The organism is Nonomuraea sp. NPDC023979 (genome assembly GCF_040639085.1).
Lineage (GTDB): Bacteria > Actinomycetota > Actinomycetes > Streptosporangiales > Streptosporangiaceae > Nonomuraea > Nonomuraea ceibae.
This window is the reverse complement of sequence record NZ_JBEZZG010000003.1, coordinates 337,628-353,098: the sequence shown is the minus strand read 5'-3', so window position 1 is coordinate 353,098 and position 15,471 is coordinate 337,628. Positions and strand designations below refer to the sequence as shown.

Annotated in this window: 19 protein-coding genes; 11 read left to right on the top strand and 8 right to left on the bottom strand. The window is 71.9% G+C overall.

Annotated features, from left to right (window positions below; all coding sequences use genetic code 11):
* Window positions 1-8 precede the first annotated feature (8 nt).
* Window positions 9-458 carry a hypothetical protein gene (locus AB0G11_RS08210; protein ID WP_308125976.1) on the bottom strand — a complete coding sequence of 150 codons (450 nt, stop codon included), beginning with the start codon at window positions 456-458 and terminating at the stop codon, window positions 9-11.
* Between the two features lie 68 nt (window positions 459-526).
* On the opposite strand from AB0G11_RS08210, the gene AB0G11_RS08205 reads away from it, so the two are divergent.
* Together AB0G11_RS08205 and proC are read left to right on the top strand one after the other, a co-directional pair.
* Entirely contained in the window at window positions 527-1,381 is an 855-nt protein-coding gene (locus AB0G11_RS08205) for a proline dehydrogenase family protein (RefSeq protein WP_357584717.1), read from the top strand.
* 19 nt (window positions 1,382-1,400) lie between these two features.
* Window positions 1,401-2,195, top strand: a complete 795-nt coding sequence (gene proC / locus AB0G11_RS08200) for a pyrroline-5-carboxylate reductase (RefSeq protein WP_219509588.1) — start codon at window positions 1,401-1,403, stop codon at window positions 2,193-2,195.
* A gap of 45 nt (window positions 2,196-2,240) precedes the next feature.
* Here proC and AB0G11_RS08195 read toward each other — a convergent pair whose 3' ends face one another.
* From AB0G11_RS08195 to AB0G11_RS08180, 4 genes are all read right to left on the bottom strand, one after another.
* Window positions 2,241-2,984 carry an ABC transporter permease gene (locus AB0G11_RS08195; RefSeq protein WP_219509589.1) on the bottom strand — a complete coding sequence of 248 codons (744 nt, stop codon included), beginning with the start codon at window positions 2,982-2,984 and terminating at the stop codon, window positions 2,241-2,243.
* Window positions 2,981-3,871, bottom strand: a complete 891-nt coding sequence (locus AB0G11_RS08190; protein ID WP_219509590.1) for an ABC transporter ATP-binding protein — start codon at window positions 3,869-3,871, stop codon at window positions 2,981-2,983. Before AB0G11_RS08190 ends, AB0G11_RS08195 begins: the two co-directional genes overlap by 4 nt.
* Window positions 3,872-3,951: 80 nt before the next feature.
* Window positions 3,952-4,620, bottom strand: a complete 669-nt coding sequence (locus AB0G11_RS08185; protein WP_219509591.1) for a response regulator transcription factor — start codon at window positions 4,618-4,620, stop codon at window positions 3,952-3,954.
* On the bottom strand, window positions 4,617-5,756 hold the full coding sequence (locus AB0G11_RS08180; protein ID WP_219509592.1) for a histidine kinase: 1,140 nt from the start codon (window positions 5,754-5,756) through the stop codon (window positions 4,617-4,619). Before AB0G11_RS08180 ends, AB0G11_RS08185 begins: the two co-directional genes overlap by 4 nt.
* A gap of 109 nt (window positions 5,757-5,865) precedes the next feature.
* Here AB0G11_RS08180 and AB0G11_RS08175 point away from each other — a divergent pair, with 109 nt between their 5' ends.
* From AB0G11_RS08175 to AB0G11_RS08135, 9 genes are all read left to right on the top strand, one after another.
* On the top strand, window positions 5,866-7,029 hold the full coding sequence (locus AB0G11_RS08175) for an acetoin utilization protein AcuC (protein ID WP_219509593.1): 1,164 nt from the start codon (window positions 5,866-5,868) through the stop codon (window positions 7,027-7,029).
* 9 nt (window positions 7,030-7,038) lie between these two features.
* Window positions 7,039-7,821 carry a phosphatase gene (locus tag AB0G11_RS08170; protein WP_357584715.1) on the top strand — a complete coding sequence of 261 codons (783 nt, stop codon included), beginning with the start codon at window positions 7,039-7,041 and terminating at the stop codon, window positions 7,819-7,821.
* 311 nt (window positions 7,822-8,132) lie between these two features.
* On the top strand, window positions 8,133-8,336 hold the full coding sequence (locus AB0G11_RS08165; RefSeq protein WP_043629748.1) for a helix-turn-helix domain-containing protein: 204 nt from the start codon (window positions 8,133-8,135) through the stop codon (window positions 8,334-8,336).
* Between the two features lie 177 nt (window positions 8,337-8,513).
* Complete coding sequence (locus AB0G11_RS08160; protein WP_018654693.1) at window positions 8,514-8,612, top strand: AURKAIP1/COX24 domain-containing protein; 99 nt, start codon at window positions 8,514-8,516, stop codon at window positions 8,610-8,612.
* 23 nt (window positions 8,613-8,635) lie between these two features.
* Window positions 8,636-9,691, top strand: coding sequence for an NAD-dependent epimerase/dehydratase family protein (locus AB0G11_RS08155; RefSeq protein ID WP_219509595.1), 1,056 nt, complete (start codon window positions 8,636-8,638; stop codon window positions 9,689-9,691).
* Window positions 9,688-10,539 (top strand): lysophospholipid acyltransferase family protein, encoded by an 852-nt coding sequence (locus tag AB0G11_RS08150; RefSeq protein ID WP_357584713.1) that lies wholly within the window; start codon window positions 9,688-9,690, stop codon window positions 10,537-10,539. Before AB0G11_RS08155 ends, AB0G11_RS08150 begins: the two co-directional genes overlap by 4 nt.
* Window positions 10,540-10,606: 67 nt before the next feature.
* Entirely contained in the window at window positions 10,607-11,401 is a 795-nt protein-coding gene (locus AB0G11_RS08145) for an SDR family NAD(P)-dependent oxidoreductase (protein ID WP_219509597.1), read from the top strand.
* Between the two features lie 72 nt (window positions 11,402-11,473).
* Window positions 11,474-12,058: an RNA polymerase sigma factor gene (locus AB0G11_RS08140; RefSeq protein WP_219509598.1), complete on the top strand. Its 585-nt coding sequence runs from the start codon at window positions 11,474-11,476 to the stop codon at window positions 12,056-12,058.
* A gap of 2 nt (window positions 12,059-12,060) precedes the next feature.
* A complete protein-coding gene (locus AB0G11_RS08135) occupies window positions 12,061-13,056 on the top strand; it encodes an LCP family protein (RefSeq protein ID WP_357584711.1) in 996 nt (331 codons plus the stop codon).
* Between the two features lie 21 nt (window positions 13,057-13,077).
* Here AB0G11_RS08135 and AB0G11_RS08130 read toward each other — a convergent pair whose 3' ends face one another.
* The 3 genes from AB0G11_RS08130 to AB0G11_RS08120 form a co-directional block, all read right to left on the bottom strand.
* Entirely contained in the window at window positions 13,078-13,953 is an 876-nt protein-coding gene (locus AB0G11_RS08130; protein WP_219509600.1) for an HAD-IB family hydrolase, read from the bottom strand.
* Window positions 13,954-13,963: 10 nt separating this feature from the next.
* Window positions 13,964-14,665, bottom strand: a complete 702-nt coding sequence (locus AB0G11_RS08125; protein WP_357584709.1) for a DUF5667 domain-containing protein — start codon at window positions 14,663-14,665, stop codon at window positions 13,964-13,966.
* 71 nt (window positions 14,666-14,736) lie between these two features.
* On the bottom strand, window positions 14,737-15,375 hold the full coding sequence (locus AB0G11_RS08120; protein WP_219504424.1) for a sigma-70 family RNA polymerase sigma factor: 639 nt from the start codon (window positions 15,373-15,375) through the stop codon (window positions 14,737-14,739).
* Window positions 15,376-15,471 lie beyond the last annotated feature (96 nt).

Sequence of the window (15,471 nt, the reverse complement as noted above, 5' to 3'; positions counted from 1 at the left end):
TGGACATGTCAGGATTTGGCGCCGTCCACGATCTTCCGCTTGCCGACCGGGGCCTTGAGCTTGACCGTGGTCGTCTTCTCCACGGCCATCATGATGCAGGACACGCCCTTCGCCTTGGGCGAGGTGCCCTCGTACAGCGTGATCGTGACCCGCTTCCTCGTCTCCTTGACCTTGACGCGGTCCAGGACCGTGCAGGGCTCCACGCCCGACCACCACCTGAGCTGCACCTTGTGGCCCTTGGACACCGCCTTGGCCTTCGTCCAGCGGACCTTGCGCGTGTTGAGCGCGTCGCCGGTCGGCTTGACCGGCTTGGGCTTGGCGTCGGGCGGCGTGGTCGTGGCCACCGAGGCGCTGGTCACGGGCGCGCCGGGCGCCTTGGACAGCGGCCGCTCCTGCGGCGTGGCCGAGCCGCACCCGGTCGCGAGCAGCAGGCATCCGGCCACGAGAGTCGTCGTCACAGTGCGCATACCTCTACGACGGATCAGATCGGCCACCGGTTCAGCGTCGGCGAAGCTAGGGTTGTGGCGTGCTTCGTCAGGCCCTGCTCGCCGCATCCCGGAGCGACCGCGCCGAGCGCGTCGTGTCCGCCTCGCCGCTCACCGGCACCATGGTCAGGCGTTACGTCGCCGACGACGTCGGGGCCGCCGTGACGGAGCTGACCCGCAGGGGCCTGCTCGTCACCGTCGGCAGCCTCGTCGCCGAGGCCGGCGACCGGGCCGAGGCCGAGGGCAACGTCCTGGCGCACCAGCGGCTCGTCGAGAGCCTGCCCGCCGACGCCGACGTGTCGGTCGACCTCACCGCGCTCGGGCTGCGCCTGTCGGAGCAGCTCGCGCTCGACAACGCGGCCACCCTCTGCGAGAGCGCCGCCGAGCGCGGCGTCACGCTCACGCTCGACGCGAGCGGGCCCGGCGCCGCCACCGGCCTGCACTCCATCCACGCCACCCTGCGCAAGGAGCACCCCGCCGTGGGCGTCGTGGTGCGCGCCGGCGAGCCCGGCTCCGCCGAGCGCTGCGCCCGCCTCGACGGCGCCCGCGTCCGGCTCGTCAAGGGCCCCCGCACCGCGCCCGCCGAGGTCGACCGCGCCTTCGCGCGCTGCCTGCGGGTGCTGATGTCCGGCGCCGGCTACCCGATGATCGCCACCCACGACCCCCGGCTGCTGCGCGTCACGGCAGCCCTGGCCGTCCTCGAAGGGCTCGAACCCGCCGGGTTCGAATACCAGATGCTGTACGGGGTCCGCCCCGACGAGCAGCGGCGCCTGGCCGGGCAGGGCGCGCGGGTGCGCGTCCACGTCCCCTACGGCGCCGGCTGGTATCCGTACCTGATGCGTCGCCTCGCCGAGCGGCCCGCCTTCTTCGCGCGCACGCTCCTGTCACGCCGATAGCCGCCGGTAGGCTGCGCACATGATTGCGATTCTCGGCACCGGCAAGATGGGCGAGGCGCTGCTGTCCGGGCTGCTGCGGGCGGGCTTCAAGCCCGGCGACGTGCTGGCCACCGCGCGCCGCGCCGAGCGCGCCCAGGCGCTGCGCGAGACCTACGGGGTCCGCACGGTGTCCAACACCGAGGCCGCCAAGTCCGCCGACACGCTCATCCTCGCGGTCAAGCCGCAGGACATGGCGGCGCTGCTGGCCGAGATCGCCCCCTGCGTGCCCGCCGACCGGCTGGTCATCACCGCCGCCGCCGGCATCACCACGGCCTTCGTCGAGCAGCGCCTCGGCGTCGACGCGCCGGTGGTCCGGGTCATGTCCAACACGCCCATCCGCTTCGACGAGGCGATGAGCGTGATCTCGGCCGGGTCCCACGCCGGCGAGGAGCACCTCAGGCTCACCGAGGACCTGCTCAGGCCGGTCGGCAAGGTGCTGCGCATCCCCGAGTCGCAGCAGGACGCCGCGACCGCGCTGTCGGGCAGCGGGCCCGCCTACTTCTTCTACCTGGTCGAGGCCATGGTCGACGCGGGCATCCTGCTCGGCATGCCGCGCGCCGCCGCGCTCGACATGGTCACCCAGTCGATCGTTGGGGCGGCCGTCATGCTGCGCGACTCGGGCGAGCACCCGGTGATCCTGCGCGAGGCGGTCACCTCGCCGGGCGGCACCACGATCGCCGCCATCGCCGAGCTGGAGCGCCACAGCGTGCGCGCCGCCTTCCTGGCCGCGATCGAGGCGGCCCGCGACCGGGGCCGCGAGCTCGCCGCCGGCTGAGGAGACCGCCTCGACACGGTCGTCCCCAGCCGGCGAGTCATGGGGTCAGGCGTCGCGCCGCCGCATCAGCACGGCCGCCACGACCAGCGTGACCGCGATCCAGGCGAGATAGACGCCGTAGCCGGACCACGGGCCCAGCGGGTTGTCCGGGTTCGGCGCTATCACCTGCAGGCCGGCGTTCGAGGTGAAGTGGTGGTGCACCGTCCTGCCCAGGTCGCCCGGCAGCATGGACGTGACCTGCGGCAGCACCAGGATCAGCGCGATCACCGACACGACCGCGCCCGGCGTGTGCCGGATCAGCGCGCCCAGGGCCAGCCCGAACAGCCCGCTCGCGGTCAGGTAGAGCGAGGTGCCGACCACCACCTGCGCGACGCCCGGGTCTCCGAGCGCCGCCGTCCCGAGGATGAGCGGTCCGCCCACCAGGAACGCCGCCAGGGCGGAGACCGCCGAGACCACCAGCGTCACGACGGTGAACACGACGATCTTGGCCGACAGCACCCGCAGCCGCTGCGGCACGGCCATGAACGTCGTCCTGATGGACCCCGTCCGATACTCGCTCGAGATCACCAGCACCCCGAACGTGGCGAGCGCGAGCTGCGCGAACAGCGTGCCCGACAGGGTGACCCTGGCGGCCTCGATCCCCGTGGGCGGCTCGCCCGCCGAGTTGGCGATCGACACGGTCAGCAGGATGCTGAACCCGATCAGCAGCAGCCCGGCGCAGGCCAGCGTCCACATCGTGGAGCGCACCGAGCGGATCTTGGTCCATTCGGACCGGATGACGTCCATCATGACGAGAACTCCAGGCTGTCCTTGGTCAGCTCCATGTAGGCGGCCTCCAGCGAGGGCCGCACGAACGTCAGCTCCTCCAGCGGCAGTCCGGCCCGCGCGGTCGCGGTGCCGATCTCCAGCGGCTCCACCCCGGTCACCCGCAGGTGGTCCGGGTGCAGCTCGGCGCCCTTGATCAGCTCGGCGACCTCGGCCAGGCGCGGCGACCGTACGCGCACGTACCCCTGGGAGCTGCGGCCGATGAACTCCTGCACGCTCGTGTCGGCGATCAGCCGGCCCTTGCCGATCACCACCAGGTGGTCGGCGGTCTGCGCCATCTCGCTCATCAGGTGGCTGGAGACGAACACCGCGCGCCCATCGGCGGCCAGCTTGCGCATCAGCGTGCGGATCCACAGGATGCCGTCCGGGTCCAGGCCGTTGACCGGCTCGTCGAACAGCAGGATCTCCGGGTCGCCGAGCAGCGCGGCGGCGATGCCGAGGCGCTGCGACATGCCGAGCGAGAAGCCGCCGATGCGCCGCTTGGCCACCGTGCTCAGGCCGACCAGCTCCAGCACCTCCTCGACCCGGGCGGCCGGGATCGCGTTGCTCTGCGCGATGGCCAGCAGGTGGTTGCGGGCGCTGCGCCCGCCGTGCACCGCCTTGGCGTCCAGCAGCGCGCCCACCTTGCGCAGCGGGTGCCTGAGCTCCCCGTACGGCTTGCCGTCCACGAGCACGCCGCCGCCGGTGGGGCGGTCGAGTCCGAGGATCATGCGCATGGTGGTCGACTTCCCGGCGCCGTTCGGGCCGAGGAAGCCGGTCACCTGGCCGGGCTCGACGTCGAAGGACAGATCGGTCACGGCCGCGGTCTTCCCGTAATGCTTGCTCAGGTTCGTTGCCCGAATCGCGGTCATATGTTCAGGATGATCGGCGGCGCGGGCCGAATCTTCCTGCTGCGGGACAGTCCTGCGGGCGGGCCGGTAGGAGCGTGGTCCTACTCTCCTGGGTTGATCAGCCCCGCCTCGTAGGCGGCGATCACCGCCTGGGCCCGGTCCCTCACGCCGATCTTGGCGAACACGCTCGTCACGTGGTTCTTCACCGTCGAGGCGGACACGCCCAGCTCGGCCGCGATCTCCGCGTTGGACCTGCCGCGCGCGATCAGCACCAGGATCTGCCGTTCGCGGTCGGTCAGGCCGGTCAGCCCGGCCCGGTGCAGGGGCGCCGTGTGCCGTTGCGGCCGGGGCGCCCGCACGTAGGCGCCGATCAGGCGGGTGAGCAGCCGGGGGGCCACGGCCGCCTCGCCCCGGTGCACGATCCGTACGCCCTCGACCAGTTCCTCGGGGGAGACGTCCTTGGGCAGGAACCCGTCGGCGCCCGCCCGCAGCGCCGCCACCACGTTCTCGTCCAGGTCGAACGTGCTCAGCGCGAGCACCCGCACGCCCGGCACGCCGCCGGTGATCCGCTCGGTGGCGCGCACCCCGTCGAGGCCGGGCATGTGCAGGTCCATCAGCACCACGTCGGGCCTGAGCCGGGTGGCGAGGTCGACCGCCTCGTCACCGTCGGCGGCCTCGCCGACCACCGTCAGGTCGGGCTGGGCGTCGAGCATCAGCCGGAAGCCCTTGCGGACCAGCGCGTGGTCGTCCACCAGCAACACCGAGATCACGTCTTCTCCAGGGGGATGCGCGCGTGCACGCGGAAACCGCCTTCCAGCCGGGGACCGGTCCATAACTGCCCGCCGCAGAGGGCGACGCGCTCGGCCATCCCGCCCAGCCCGAACCCCGCCGCCATCGGGTGCTTGGGGGCGCCGTCGTCGAGCACCTCGACCTCGATGGCACCCGGATCGTAGACCAGGCGGACGCTGGCCCGCGCGCCTTCGGCGTGCTTGCGGGTGTTGGTCAGCGCCTCCTGGACGATCCGGTAGACGGCGTGGTCGACGGTCGTGGGCAGCGGGACGGGCTCGCCGGTCACGACCAGGCTCGCGGGCAGCCCGGCGCTCCTGACCTCCTCGACCAGCGCGGGCAGCCGGGACGCGCCCACCCCGGTCGCGGCGTCGGAGCCGCCGCCGTCGTCGGCCCGCAGCACGTCGAGCAGCTCGCGCATCTCCGACAGCGCCTGGCGGGCGCTCTGCTCGGCCCCGGACAGCGCCTCGCGGGTCACCTCCTGGCCCGGCGCGAGCGTCGCCCGCGCCCCGCCGACCAGCGCGTTGATGACGCTCAGGTGGTGGGAGACCACGTCGTGCAGCTCGCGGGCGATCCGCCGCCGCTCGGCCCGCACCGCGCTCTCGGCGGCCTCCCGCTTGCCGCGCTCGCGCAGCTCGGCCCGTACGCGGTTGAACTGGCCCAGAACGACGGGGATGGCGATGAGGGTCAGGCCGGTCAGCCACGCGCCCTGAGGCTGCGGGCCGGGCTGGAAGCGGGTGGCGAGCTCGTTCGCGGTCGCGTAGAGGAGGGAGATCAGCCCGGCGGCGATCCAGACCGTGCGGCCGGAGGTGTAGCGGCCCAGGCTGTAGGCGGCGATCATGGTGACCGGGCTGCCGGGGGAGACGATGTCGGCGGAGACGGCGACGACGTCGAGCGCCGTGATCAGCGCCGCCGTCAGCACCGGCCGGTTGCGCCGCATCAGCAGCGGCGGCACGGTCAGCAGGTAGTGCAGGCTGAAGGTCATCGGCTGGCCCTGGGACAGGACGGCCAGCCCGCCGATGATCCCCGGCAGGAGGAGCGCGATCACGAGCGTGATGTCGAAGACCCGCGGACGCCGGAAGAACCGCCATGCGGCCTTGACGCGTCGCACGATGCGCATGGGATCGAGATTACGTCACGAAACTCCCGTGCGACCGGGCGATCCGGCTGGACCGGTGCCGTTGACGCTGCGGTAACGTCACCTCAAGGCGCGGGAAACGGGAGCATGCATGAGCCAGTCGGCACGGGTCATCTGGGACGACGCCCTCACCTCCTACGACTTCGGCCCCGGCCATCCGCTGGCTCCCGTCCGGGTGGCGCTCACGATGGAGCTGGCCAGGGCGCTCGGGGTGCTCGACAAGGTGGACCTGGCAGGCTGCGACCCGGCCACGGACGCCGAGCTGGCGATGGTGCACGACCCCGGTTACGTCGAGGCGGTCAAGCGCGTCTCCGCGACCGGGGCCCCCGACCTGTCGGTGGGGCTCGGCAGCAGCGACAACCCGGCGTTCGCGGGCGTGCACGAGGCGTCCGCGCTGATCGCGGGCGCGTCGCTGGCCGCCGCCCGGGCCGTCTGGGAGGGCGAGGCGGAGCACGCGGTCAACGTCGCGGGCGGGCTGCACCACGCGATGGCGGCCTCGGCCAGCGGCTTCTGCGTCTACAACGACCCGGCGCTGGCCATCGCCTGGCTGCTGCGCCAGGGCGCCAGGCGGGTCGCGTACGTGGACGTCGACGTGCACCACGGTGACGGGGTGCAGGCGGCCTTCTACGACGACCCGCGGGTGCTGACGATCAGCCTGCACGAGAGCCCGCTGACGCTGTTCCCCGGCACCGGCAGGCCGGGGGAGACCGGCGCCGAGGGCACCGCGGTCAACGTGGCGCTGCCCGCCGGGTGCGGCGACTCCGGCTGGCTGCGGGCCTTCCACGCGGTGGTGCCGCCGCTGCTGCGCGAGTTCGCGCCGGAGGTCCTGGTGACCCAGCACGGCTGCGACAGCCACGCGCTCGACCCGCTCGCCCACCTGATGCTCAGCCTCGACGGCCAGCGGACCGCCTACGCGGCCCTGCACCGGCTGGCGCACGAGACCGCCGGCGGGCGCTGGATCGCCACCGGCGGGGGCGGCTACGAGCTGGTCCAGGTGGTGCCGCGGGCGTGGACCCACCTGATCGCGGAGCTGTCGGGCCACCCGCTCGCCCCCTCCACCCCGACGGGCGAGGCCTGGCAACGGCTGGTACGGGAACGTACAGGCGAGACGGCCCCGCTCACCATGACAGACGGCCGAGACCCGGAATTTCAGGACATCTCACATGGTTATGACCCAGCGGACCCCATCGACCGTGCGGTCATGGCGACCCGGCACGCGGTGTTCCCCCTGCACGGCCTCGACCCGATGCCCTAAGGACACGCAGTGCTGACCCGCGACGAACTCCGCGAGCACCTGATCATGAGCCGCATCGCCGGCGACGTCGCGACCCCGCGCGAGAACAACCTGGATCACTACAGCTCGCTGGCCAACCGTGATCCCTACTACATGCTGGGGCTGACGTTCGACCAGCCGTGGACCTACCGCGACGTGCTGGCCCTGATGGCCAAGGCCGCGGGCGTGGTCGCCGACCCGGGCCACCGCTGGGGACAGGACACCATCGACCCCGAGCGGACCATCGACGCGCTCGACGCCATGGCCGACCGCATCGCCGCGGCGCTGTCGCAGGAGAGCCCGCGCGTGCTGTTCGCCACCGGGCACCCGACCGGCCTGCTCGCCGTCCACCTGCCGCTGGCCAGGCTCGCCGCCGAACGCGGGGCCGTGCTGCTGTCGCCCGCCGAGGGCTGGACCTACTCCGGCTCCGGGTTCGGGCGACCGCGCCGCATCCGCTATCTCGGCGACGTGGCGATGCTCGACGACAAGGGCGCGTTCGTCCACACCCACGACGCCGCGCCGATGGAGCACATGCTGGCCGAGCTGGGCGAGGACCGGCCCGACCTGGTTATCGCCGACCACGGGTGGGCAGGGGCAGCGGGAGAGGCGGGAGTGCCCACTGTGGCTTTCGCCGACAGCAACGATCCTGGACTCTTCGTCGGAGAGGCCGAGGGCAAGATCGATGTGGTGGTGCCGCTTGACGACAATGTGCTACCGCGCTACTACGCGCCGTTGACCGAACGACTCGTCACTCGAGTCTCACGAGCCCTATGAGTTGAAATCGGTCATCCCCATACCGTCTTTTCGCGCCTGCATTCCCAGAGGCTCGCCGTCCCTTTGCCAACTTTTGATGGAGCCCGGGCGACTCTTATAGGTGACAAATTGGACAGTTCCAACGTCCGATTGAGTGCTCGGTGCGATGTCTGGCCAGCGGCTTTGCGGGTTCGGCTGACAGGCGGCTGCGGGGACTGAGAAACTAGGGGGTTTGCGCGCTCGGAGTCCCGACTTACGCTGACGGCAGTACACGTGCGTGAGCAATGGCACCAGTGGGGATAACCCGGAAACACGTGCGGAAGAGGCGTCCGATGGCTGCAGGCGAAAGACCTCTCAGCGAGGTGAAGTTCCTGACGGTGGCCGAGGTGGCCACGGTCATGCGAGTGTCGAAGATGACCGTCTACCGGCTGGTGCACTCTGGCGAGTTGCCGGCCATCCGGGTCGGCCGCTCGTTCAGAGTGCCCGAGCAGGCGGTGCACGATTATCTTCGCGAAGCCTACATCGAAGCAGGGTGAGACAGGCGTAGCGGCGCGCCGGGCGCGCCGTGAATACGGTCGCGGGAGAGGCCCGGTCGCCGATTGCGGTGCCGGGCCCTCACCCCGAGGGGCGATCCACCGCCGATCGCCGGTAGTCTGTCACCCGGTGTGCGCTCGCACATCGATTCAGACTTGCTATCAGTACCTGGGGGTCCCGTGGGCTCTGTGATCAAGAAGCGCCGCAAGCGGATGGCCAAGAAGAAGCACCGCAAGCTGCTCAAGAAGACGCGCATCCAGCGGCGTAACAAGAAGTAAGACGACGCAGCTGCGAGGCGCTGATGACCCACACCGTGCTCGTCACCGGGGTCTCGCGCCACATCGGCGCCCGGGTGGCGAGTGTTCTCGCGGCCGACCCGGACATCAGCCGCGTCATCGGAGTGGACGCTGTGTCCGACGCAGGACCCGATTCTGTGTCCGACGCAGGGTCCGATGTTGCGTCCGATGGGCTGTCGCCTCCCCCGGGCAACCGGGACGACGGCACAGCCGGCCGGATCGAGTACGTACGGGTCGATCTGCGCAGCCCTGACATCGCTCAGGTGATCGCGGCCGCCGACATCGACACCGTCGTGCACATGAGCCTGGTGAGCGCTCCCTCGCGGAGCACCGGCCGGGCGGCCATGAAAGAGCACAACGTCATCGGCACCATGCAGTTGCTCGGCGCCTGCCAGCGGTCGGCGACGGTGCGCCGCGTGGTCGTCCGTTCCACCACCGCCGTCTACGGTTCCTCGCCCAGGGACCCGGCGGTCTTCACCGAGGACCTGGAGCCGCACGACGGCCCCAGCCACGGTTACGCCAAGGACGCGGTGGAGGTCGAGGGCTACGTGCGCGGTTTCGCGCGCCGCCGGCCCGACGTCACCGTGTCGCTGCTGCGTTTCGCCAACTTTCTCGGGCCGGGCGTCGACTCGCCGCTCACCCGTTACTTCACCCAGCCGGTGCTGCCGACCGTGTTCGGCTTCGACCCGAGGCTGCAGTTCGTCCACGAGGACGACGCGGTCGAGGTGCTGCGCCGGATGGCGACCGAGGATCACCCCGGCACGTACAACGTGGCCGGGGCGGGCGTGCTGCTGCTGTCGCAGTGCGTGCGCCGGGCCGGGCGGCTGTCGCTGCCCCTGCCCTCGCCCGCCTTCCGGCTCCTCGGCACCGCCGTGCGCCGCGCCGGGCTGGTCGACTACTCGCCCGAGCAGCTGCGGCTGATGAGCCACGGCCGGGCCGTCGACACCGCCGACCTGGAGGCCGAGCTGGGCTGGAAGCCCAAGTTCAGCACCGGGGCGGCGTTCGACGACTTCCTGCGCTCGCGCGAGCTGCGCCCGCTCGTGGGAGGTGCGCACCTGTGACGGCCGACCCCGCGGCCGACCGGACGGCCGAGCTGCTGGCCTTCCTGCGCAGGCGGCTCACCGGCGACTACGAGGTCGACGAGTTCGGCTACGACGCCGAGCTGACCGACAAGGTGCTGCTGGAGCTGCTGCGGCCGCTCTATCGCCACTGGTTCCGGGTCGAGACCGCCGAGCTCAAGCACATCCCCGACGAGGGCGGCGCGCTCGTCGTCGCCAACCACGCCGGCACGCTGCCCGTCGACGCGCTCATGATGCAGGTGGCGCTGCACGACGAGGCGGGCCGGGCGCTGCGCCTGCTCGGCGCCGACCTGGTCTACCAGCTCCCGGTGCTCGGCCACCTGTCACGCAAGACCGGCCACACGCTGGCCTGTCCCGAGGACGCCGACCGGCTGCTGCGCAAGGGCGAGCTGGTCGGAGTGTTCCCCGAGGGCTTCAAGGGCGTCGGCAAGCCGTTCTCCGAGCGCTACAAGCTGCAGCGGTTCGGCCGCGGCGGCTTCGTCGCCTCGGCCATCCGCGCCGGGGTGCCGATCGTGCCGACCGCGATCGTGGGCTCGGAGGAGATCTACCCGAAGATCGGCGACCTGCCCTCGCTGGCCCGGCTGCTCGGGCTGCCCTACCTGCCGATCACGCCGTTCTTCCCGCTGCTCGGGCCGCTCGGGCTGGTGCCGCTGCCGTCGAAGTGGATGATCGAGTTCGGCGAGCCGATCCGGACCGACGAGTACGAGCCGGGCGCGGCCGACGACCCGATGCTCGTCTTCAACCTGACCGACCACGTCCGCGAGGTCATCCAGCAGCTGCTCGACCAGCTCAGGCTGCGTCGCGGCCACGCTTTCCCGCCGTTCCTCTAGAAAGTGCAACCGCTCCGGTCCGGCCGGTGTTCTTACGACCGATAGAGAACACCGAAAGGGACATGTCATGGATCTGCAGCTTTCCGGCCGCGTCGCGGTCGTCACCGGCGCCTCCAAGGGGATCGGCCTGGCCGTCACCCGCACCCTGGCCGAGGAGGGCGTCCACGTCGTGGCCGTCTCCCGCACCCGCGGCGACGACCTGCCCGAGCAGGCGCTGCACGTGCCCGTGGACCTGATGGACCCGGCGGCCCCCGCCGAGATCGTCGCCCGGGCCGTGGAGGCGTTCGGCGGCGTGGACATCCTGGTCAACAACGCGGGCGGGCCGCCCCCCGGCGTGACGCTGCCGCGCGTCGGCTTCCTGACGCCGGACGACGGCGACTGGCAGGCGATGTTCGAGTTCAACCTGTTCGCCGTGGTCCGCCTGATCCGCGCCACGCTGCCCGTCATGCTGGAGCGCGGTGGCGGCGCCATCGTCAACGTCTCCTCCGGCTCGGCCCGGCAGCCCGGCGCGATGAACGTCGACTACGGCGCCGCCAAGTCCGCCATGAACCACATCAGCAAGGCCCTGTCCGAGGAGTACGGCCCGCGCGGCATCCGGGTCAACACCGTCTCGCCCGGCCCGGTGCTGACCGACTGGTGGACCAAGGACGGCGGAGCCGCCGACGTCATCGCCGGGTTCGTCGGCGCCGACAAGGGCAGCGTGATCACCAAGGCGGCTCCCGAGATGATGCGCCTGGTCACCGGCCGCCTGGTGCACCCGCAGGAGATCGCCGACGCGGTGGCGCTGCTCGCCTCGCCGCGCTCGGCCAGCACCACGGGCGCCGACTTCGCCGTGGACGGCGGCTTCCTCAAGGAGCTGTAAGCCGCCCGCGTGAACCCCGGCGGCGGGTTGTGGCGAGATATCTTCGACCGATTCCCGCGCAGAAGGGCGGAGATGATCACACAACCCGCCGTCGCCAGGGGTGCGGACGCCGAACTGATCAACGCTTCGCTGACCGAACCCGAAGCGTTCGCCAACCTGTTCGACCGCTACTCCGCCATGCTCTACCGGTACGCCTCCCGGCGTCTGGGCCCCGAGCCCGCCGAGGACGTCGTCGGGGAGACGTTCCTGGTGGCCTTCTCCCGCCGCACCAGCTACGACCTGAGCTGCCCCGACGCCAGGCCGTGGCTGTTCGGCATCCTCACCAAGCTCATCTCCCGGCACCGCCGCACCGAGGCCGCCCGCTACCGCGCGCTGATGCGCGTCGCCGCCGACCGGGACGTGGAGTCGCCCGCCGACCGGGTGGCCGCCGGCGTGAGCGCGCAGGCGGCCGGCCCCGGCCTCGCCAGCGCGCTGGCCGCGCTGCCCGCCAAGGACCGCGACGTCCTGCTGCTCATCGCCTGGGGCGATCTCACGTACGAGGAGGCCGCGCGGGCGCTCGGCATCCCGATCGGGACCGTGCGCTCCCGCCTCAACCGGGGCAGGCGGAAGGTACGCGCGGCGCTCGGCGACACCAATCCGCTGCTGGGGGAGGAGTGACGATGGACGATCTGAAGCTGCTGCGTGACTTCGGCCGGCAACTGGAGCACGAGCCGCCTCCCACGCTGGTCCGCCAGCGTGACCGCCTGCTGCGGTCGGGGACCCGCGGGCCGGGGCGGCGCAGGCTCGGCTGGATGACGGCCGGGCTGGTCGCGGCCGCCACCGCGCTCGCCGTGGCCGTGCCCGCGCTGCTGGTCGGCGGCCACAACACGGCGGGCGTCGCCACGGGGCCGCTCGGGGCGAAGGCGACCGGCGGGCTCAACGTGCTGCTGGTCGGCACCGACAGCCAGGCGGGCACCGAACGCTTCCGCAACGGCGCGCGTACCGACGCGATGATGCTCGTCCACCTGACCGCCGACCGCGAGAAGGTCACGGTCCTCAGCATCCCCCGCGACTCGCTGGTGAAGATCCCGTCGTGCGGCGGCAAGCCGGCGCGGGAGGGACTGATCAACTCCGCCTACGACACCGGCGGGATGGCGTGCGCGCTCAAGACCGTCGAGTCGCTGACCGAGGTGCGCGTCGATCACACGGTCGAGGTGGACTTCTCCGGGTTCGCCGCCCTGGTGGACGCGCTCGGCGGCGTCGAGGTCAAGCTGCCGCAGGCGGTGGACGACCGGGCCGCCAAGCTGCGCCTGCCCGCGGGCCGGCAAGAGCTCGACGGTGAGCAGGCCGTCGGCTACATGAGGCTGCGTCACGTCGGCGACGGCTCCGACATCGCCCGCATCAAGCGCCAGCACGCGGTGGTGATGGCCATGCTGAAGAAGGCGAAGAGCGAGCTGGCCGACCCGGACCGGCTGCGGGAGTTCGTGACGGCGGCGTCACGGACGGTCAGGACGGACGCGGGGCTGAACGTGGACACGCTGATCGAGCTGGCCGGCGCGGTGCGGGGGAGCAAGGTCAGCCTCGTGACGGTCCCTTGGCGCCCCCACCCGGAGGACCCGAGACGGGTGGCCTGGCAGCAGCCGGACGCCGACCGGCTCTTCGCCCGCTTCCGCTGACGGACCGGCGAGCGCGCGGGGTCAGCGGGAGGAGCGGTAGTGGCGGCGCAGGGCCAGGCCGGCGGCCACTCCTCCCGCCACGGCGCCGACCCCGGCGGCGATCGGCAGCGCCGTCATCGTGGCCTTGCGGCCGGTGCGGAAGTCCTTGATCGGCCAGTCGTGCTTCCTGGCGTGCTCGCGCAGCTCGCTGTCGGGGTTGATGGCCACCGCCTGCCCGACCAGCGACAGCATGGGCAGGTCGTTGGAGGAGTCGCTGTAGGCGGTGCACCGGGTCAGGTCGAGGCCCTCGCGGCGGGCCAGCGCGCGCACCGCCTCGGCCTTGGCCGGGCCGTGCAGCAGGTCGCCGACCAGGCGGCCGGTGTAGATGCCCTCGCTGGTCTCCGCCACCGTGCCGAGCGCGCCGGTCAGGCCCAGCCGCTGGGCGATCACCCGGGCCAGCTCGACCGGCGTGGCCGTCACCAGCCACACGCGCTGCCCCTGGTCGAGGTGGCTCTGCGCGAGCGCCCTGGTGCCGCCCCAGATGCGGTCGGCCATGACCTCGTCGTAGATCTCCTCGCCCAGCCTGACGACGTCGTCGACCTTGGCCCCGGCGACGAACGCCAGCGCCGTCTCGCGGGCCACCGCGATGTGCTCGGGGTTCTCGTTGCCGCGCATGCGGAAGACGGCCTGCCCGACGGCGAACTTGAACAGGTCGGAGGTGTTGAACATGCCCCGCGTCGCCAGCCCCCTGGCGAAGTGGTAGATCGACGCCCCGCGCATCATCGTGTTGTCGACGTCGAAGAAGGCCGCGGCCTGGAGGTCGGGCTCGGCGGGAGGCGCCACGACGGCGGCCGCCGCGGCGGCCTCACCGGCGATCTCCGCCTCGACCTCGTGTCGTCGTCGGATTAGGCGCCACATGGGCCTCAGCTTACCTAGGCGGGACGAGCCCCTCGATGTAGTCCAGGTAGCCGACCGCCTGGTCCTGCTGCGGGCCGTCGAGGCGTTCGAGCATCGGCCCGACCATGTTGCGCTGGTCCTCGGCGAACTTGTCGATCTTGGGGGAGCGCGGCTCGGCGCGGCGGAGCCTGCTGATGCCGGCCCGGGTCGCGCGCTCCATGTCCTTGAGCGTCCTGCTGACGAGCGGGCCGGCCTCCGACGAGCCGAGGAGCTGGGCGACCTCCTCGGCGCGCGTCTTGGCCGACACCAGCTCGCGCTCGCCCCGTACGACGTCGTCGGTGCTGAGGCGGACCAGCGTGCTCTCGGCGGCGCGCTTGAGCGGGTAGAGGGCGTCGCCGGGCACCGAGTCGTACGTGACGACCGCGGTCAGCATCATTGCGGTCACCAGCCCGAACGAGACCAGCGCGGAGGCGGGCGAGCGCCGCCGAGGGCGCGGCCTGCGGCGGGAGTGACGCCCGCCGGCCCGGCTCGCCGAGCGCGGCCGGGACGCGACCCCGGCGGCCCCGGCGGTGGCTGCCGTGGTGGCCGCCGGGGTGGTCGCGGCGCGGGCGGCGGCGAGCTCGTCGCGCAGGCGGGAGCGGAAGGCCGGGTCCGGGCCGCCGCCCAGCGGGGTCCTGCCGAGCTCGGCGAGATGCTCCAGCACCCGCTCCTGCGATCTGCGCGCCCTACTCATGGCGGCCCCCTGATGCCCCCGCGGCTCGGTCCTGTGGTGATACCTGCCTAACGACGTTCCGTGGCGAAAGGTTACGCAAGGTCGTGTTTGAGCGCCCTGGCCAGCGCCCTGACGGCACGGAACTGCAGCGCTTTGATCGCTCCACTCTTCTTCCCCATGATCAGCGCGGTTTCCGCGAGCGACAGGCCGTGCAGGAATCGCAGGACGACGCACTCCTGCTGTTCGGGGTTGAGATCCCGGACGGCGCGCAGCACCCGGTCGTTGATGATGGCGGTGACCACGGCGTTCTCGGGGATGTGCGAGCCGTCCAGGGGGACGTCGAGCACCTCGCCGGTCGGGACCTCCAGGCGGTAGCGTCCGGACTTGAAGTGGTCGGTCACCAGGTTTCTGGCGATGGTCACCAGCCAGGCGCCGAAGTCGCGGCCCTGCCAGGTGAAGTCGGCGATGCGCCGCAGCGCCCGCAGGAAGGTCTCGCTGGTCAGGTCCTCGGCGAGCGGGTGGGAGCCGACCCGGAAGTAGATGTAGCGGTAGACGAGGTCCACGTAGCGGTCGTAGAGCGTGCCAAAGGCGTCCGAGTCGCCGGTCTTGGCGTGCAGGACGAGGGTGCGCAGGTCGTCGGGGAGGTCTTCGCGCACGGCAGGCTCGGTCGCCGGAGCGGGGCCAGCGACTGCTGGCGCGAGCAGCCCGGCGAACGGCCACGAGTCAGGCATCCGTTATCCCTAGGGCGAAGGGGTGCGGCGTGCTCGAACACTCTAGAAATCAACCGGAAATTCCACAATCCGCATCCTCTTGGTAAGACTCCCCGC

What these genes read in the sequence shown, in the direction of transcription:
- AB0G11_RS08145 (WP_219509597.1), top strand. Translation starts at nt 10,607, where the DNA reads ATGGATCTGCAGCTTTCCGGCCGCGTCGCGGTCGTCACCGGCGCCTCC.
- AB0G11_RS08165 (WP_043629748.1), top strand. Translation starts at nt 8,133, where the DNA reads ATGGCTGCAGGCGAAAGACCTCTCAGCGAGGTGAAGTTCCTGACGGTG.
- AB0G11_RS08195 (WP_219509589.1), bottom strand. Translation starts at nt 2,984, where the DNA reads ATGATGGACGTCATCCGGTCCGAATGGACCAAGATCCGCTCGGTGCGC.
- AB0G11_RS08175 (WP_219509593.1), top strand. Translation starts at nt 5,866, where the DNA reads ATGAGCCAGTCGGCACGGGTCATCTGGGACGACGCCCTCACCTCCTAC.
- AB0G11_RS08130 (WP_219509600.1), bottom strand. Translation starts at nt 13,953, where the DNA reads ATGTGGCGCCTAATCCGACGACGACACGAGGTCGAGGCGGAGATCGCC.
- AB0G11_RS08155 (WP_219509595.1), top strand. Translation starts at nt 8,636, where the DNA reads ATGACCCACACCGTGCTCGTCACCGGGGTCTCGCGCCACATCGGCGCC.
- AB0G11_RS08120 (WP_219504424.1), bottom strand. Translation starts at nt 15,375, where the DNA reads ATGCCTGACTCGTGGCCGTTCGCCGGGCTGCTCGCGCCAGCAGTCGCT.
- AB0G11_RS08125 (WP_357584709.1), bottom strand. Translation starts at nt 14,665, where the DNA reads ATGAGTAGGGCGCGCAGATCGCAGGAGCGGGTGCTGGAGCATCTCGCC.
- AB0G11_RS08180 (WP_219509592.1), bottom strand. Translation starts at nt 5,756, where the DNA reads ATGCGCATCGTGCGACGCGTCAAGGCCGCATGGCGGTTCTTCCGGCGT.
- proC (WP_219509588.1), top strand. Translation starts at nt 1,401, where the DNA reads ATGATTGCGATTCTCGGCACCGGCAAGATGGGCGAGGCGCTGCTGTCC.
- AB0G11_RS08190 (WP_219509590.1), bottom strand. Translation starts at nt 3,871, where the DNA reads ATGACCGCGATTCGGGCAACGAACCTGAGCAAGCATTACGGGAAGACC.
- AB0G11_RS08140 (WP_219509598.1), top strand. Translation starts at nt 11,474, where the DNA reads ATGATCACACAACCCGCCGTCGCCAGGGGTGCGGACGCCGAACTGATC.
- AB0G11_RS08135 (WP_357584711.1), top strand. Translation starts at nt 12,061, where the DNA reads ATGGACGATCTGAAGCTGCTGCGTGACTTCGGCCGGCAACTGGAGCAC.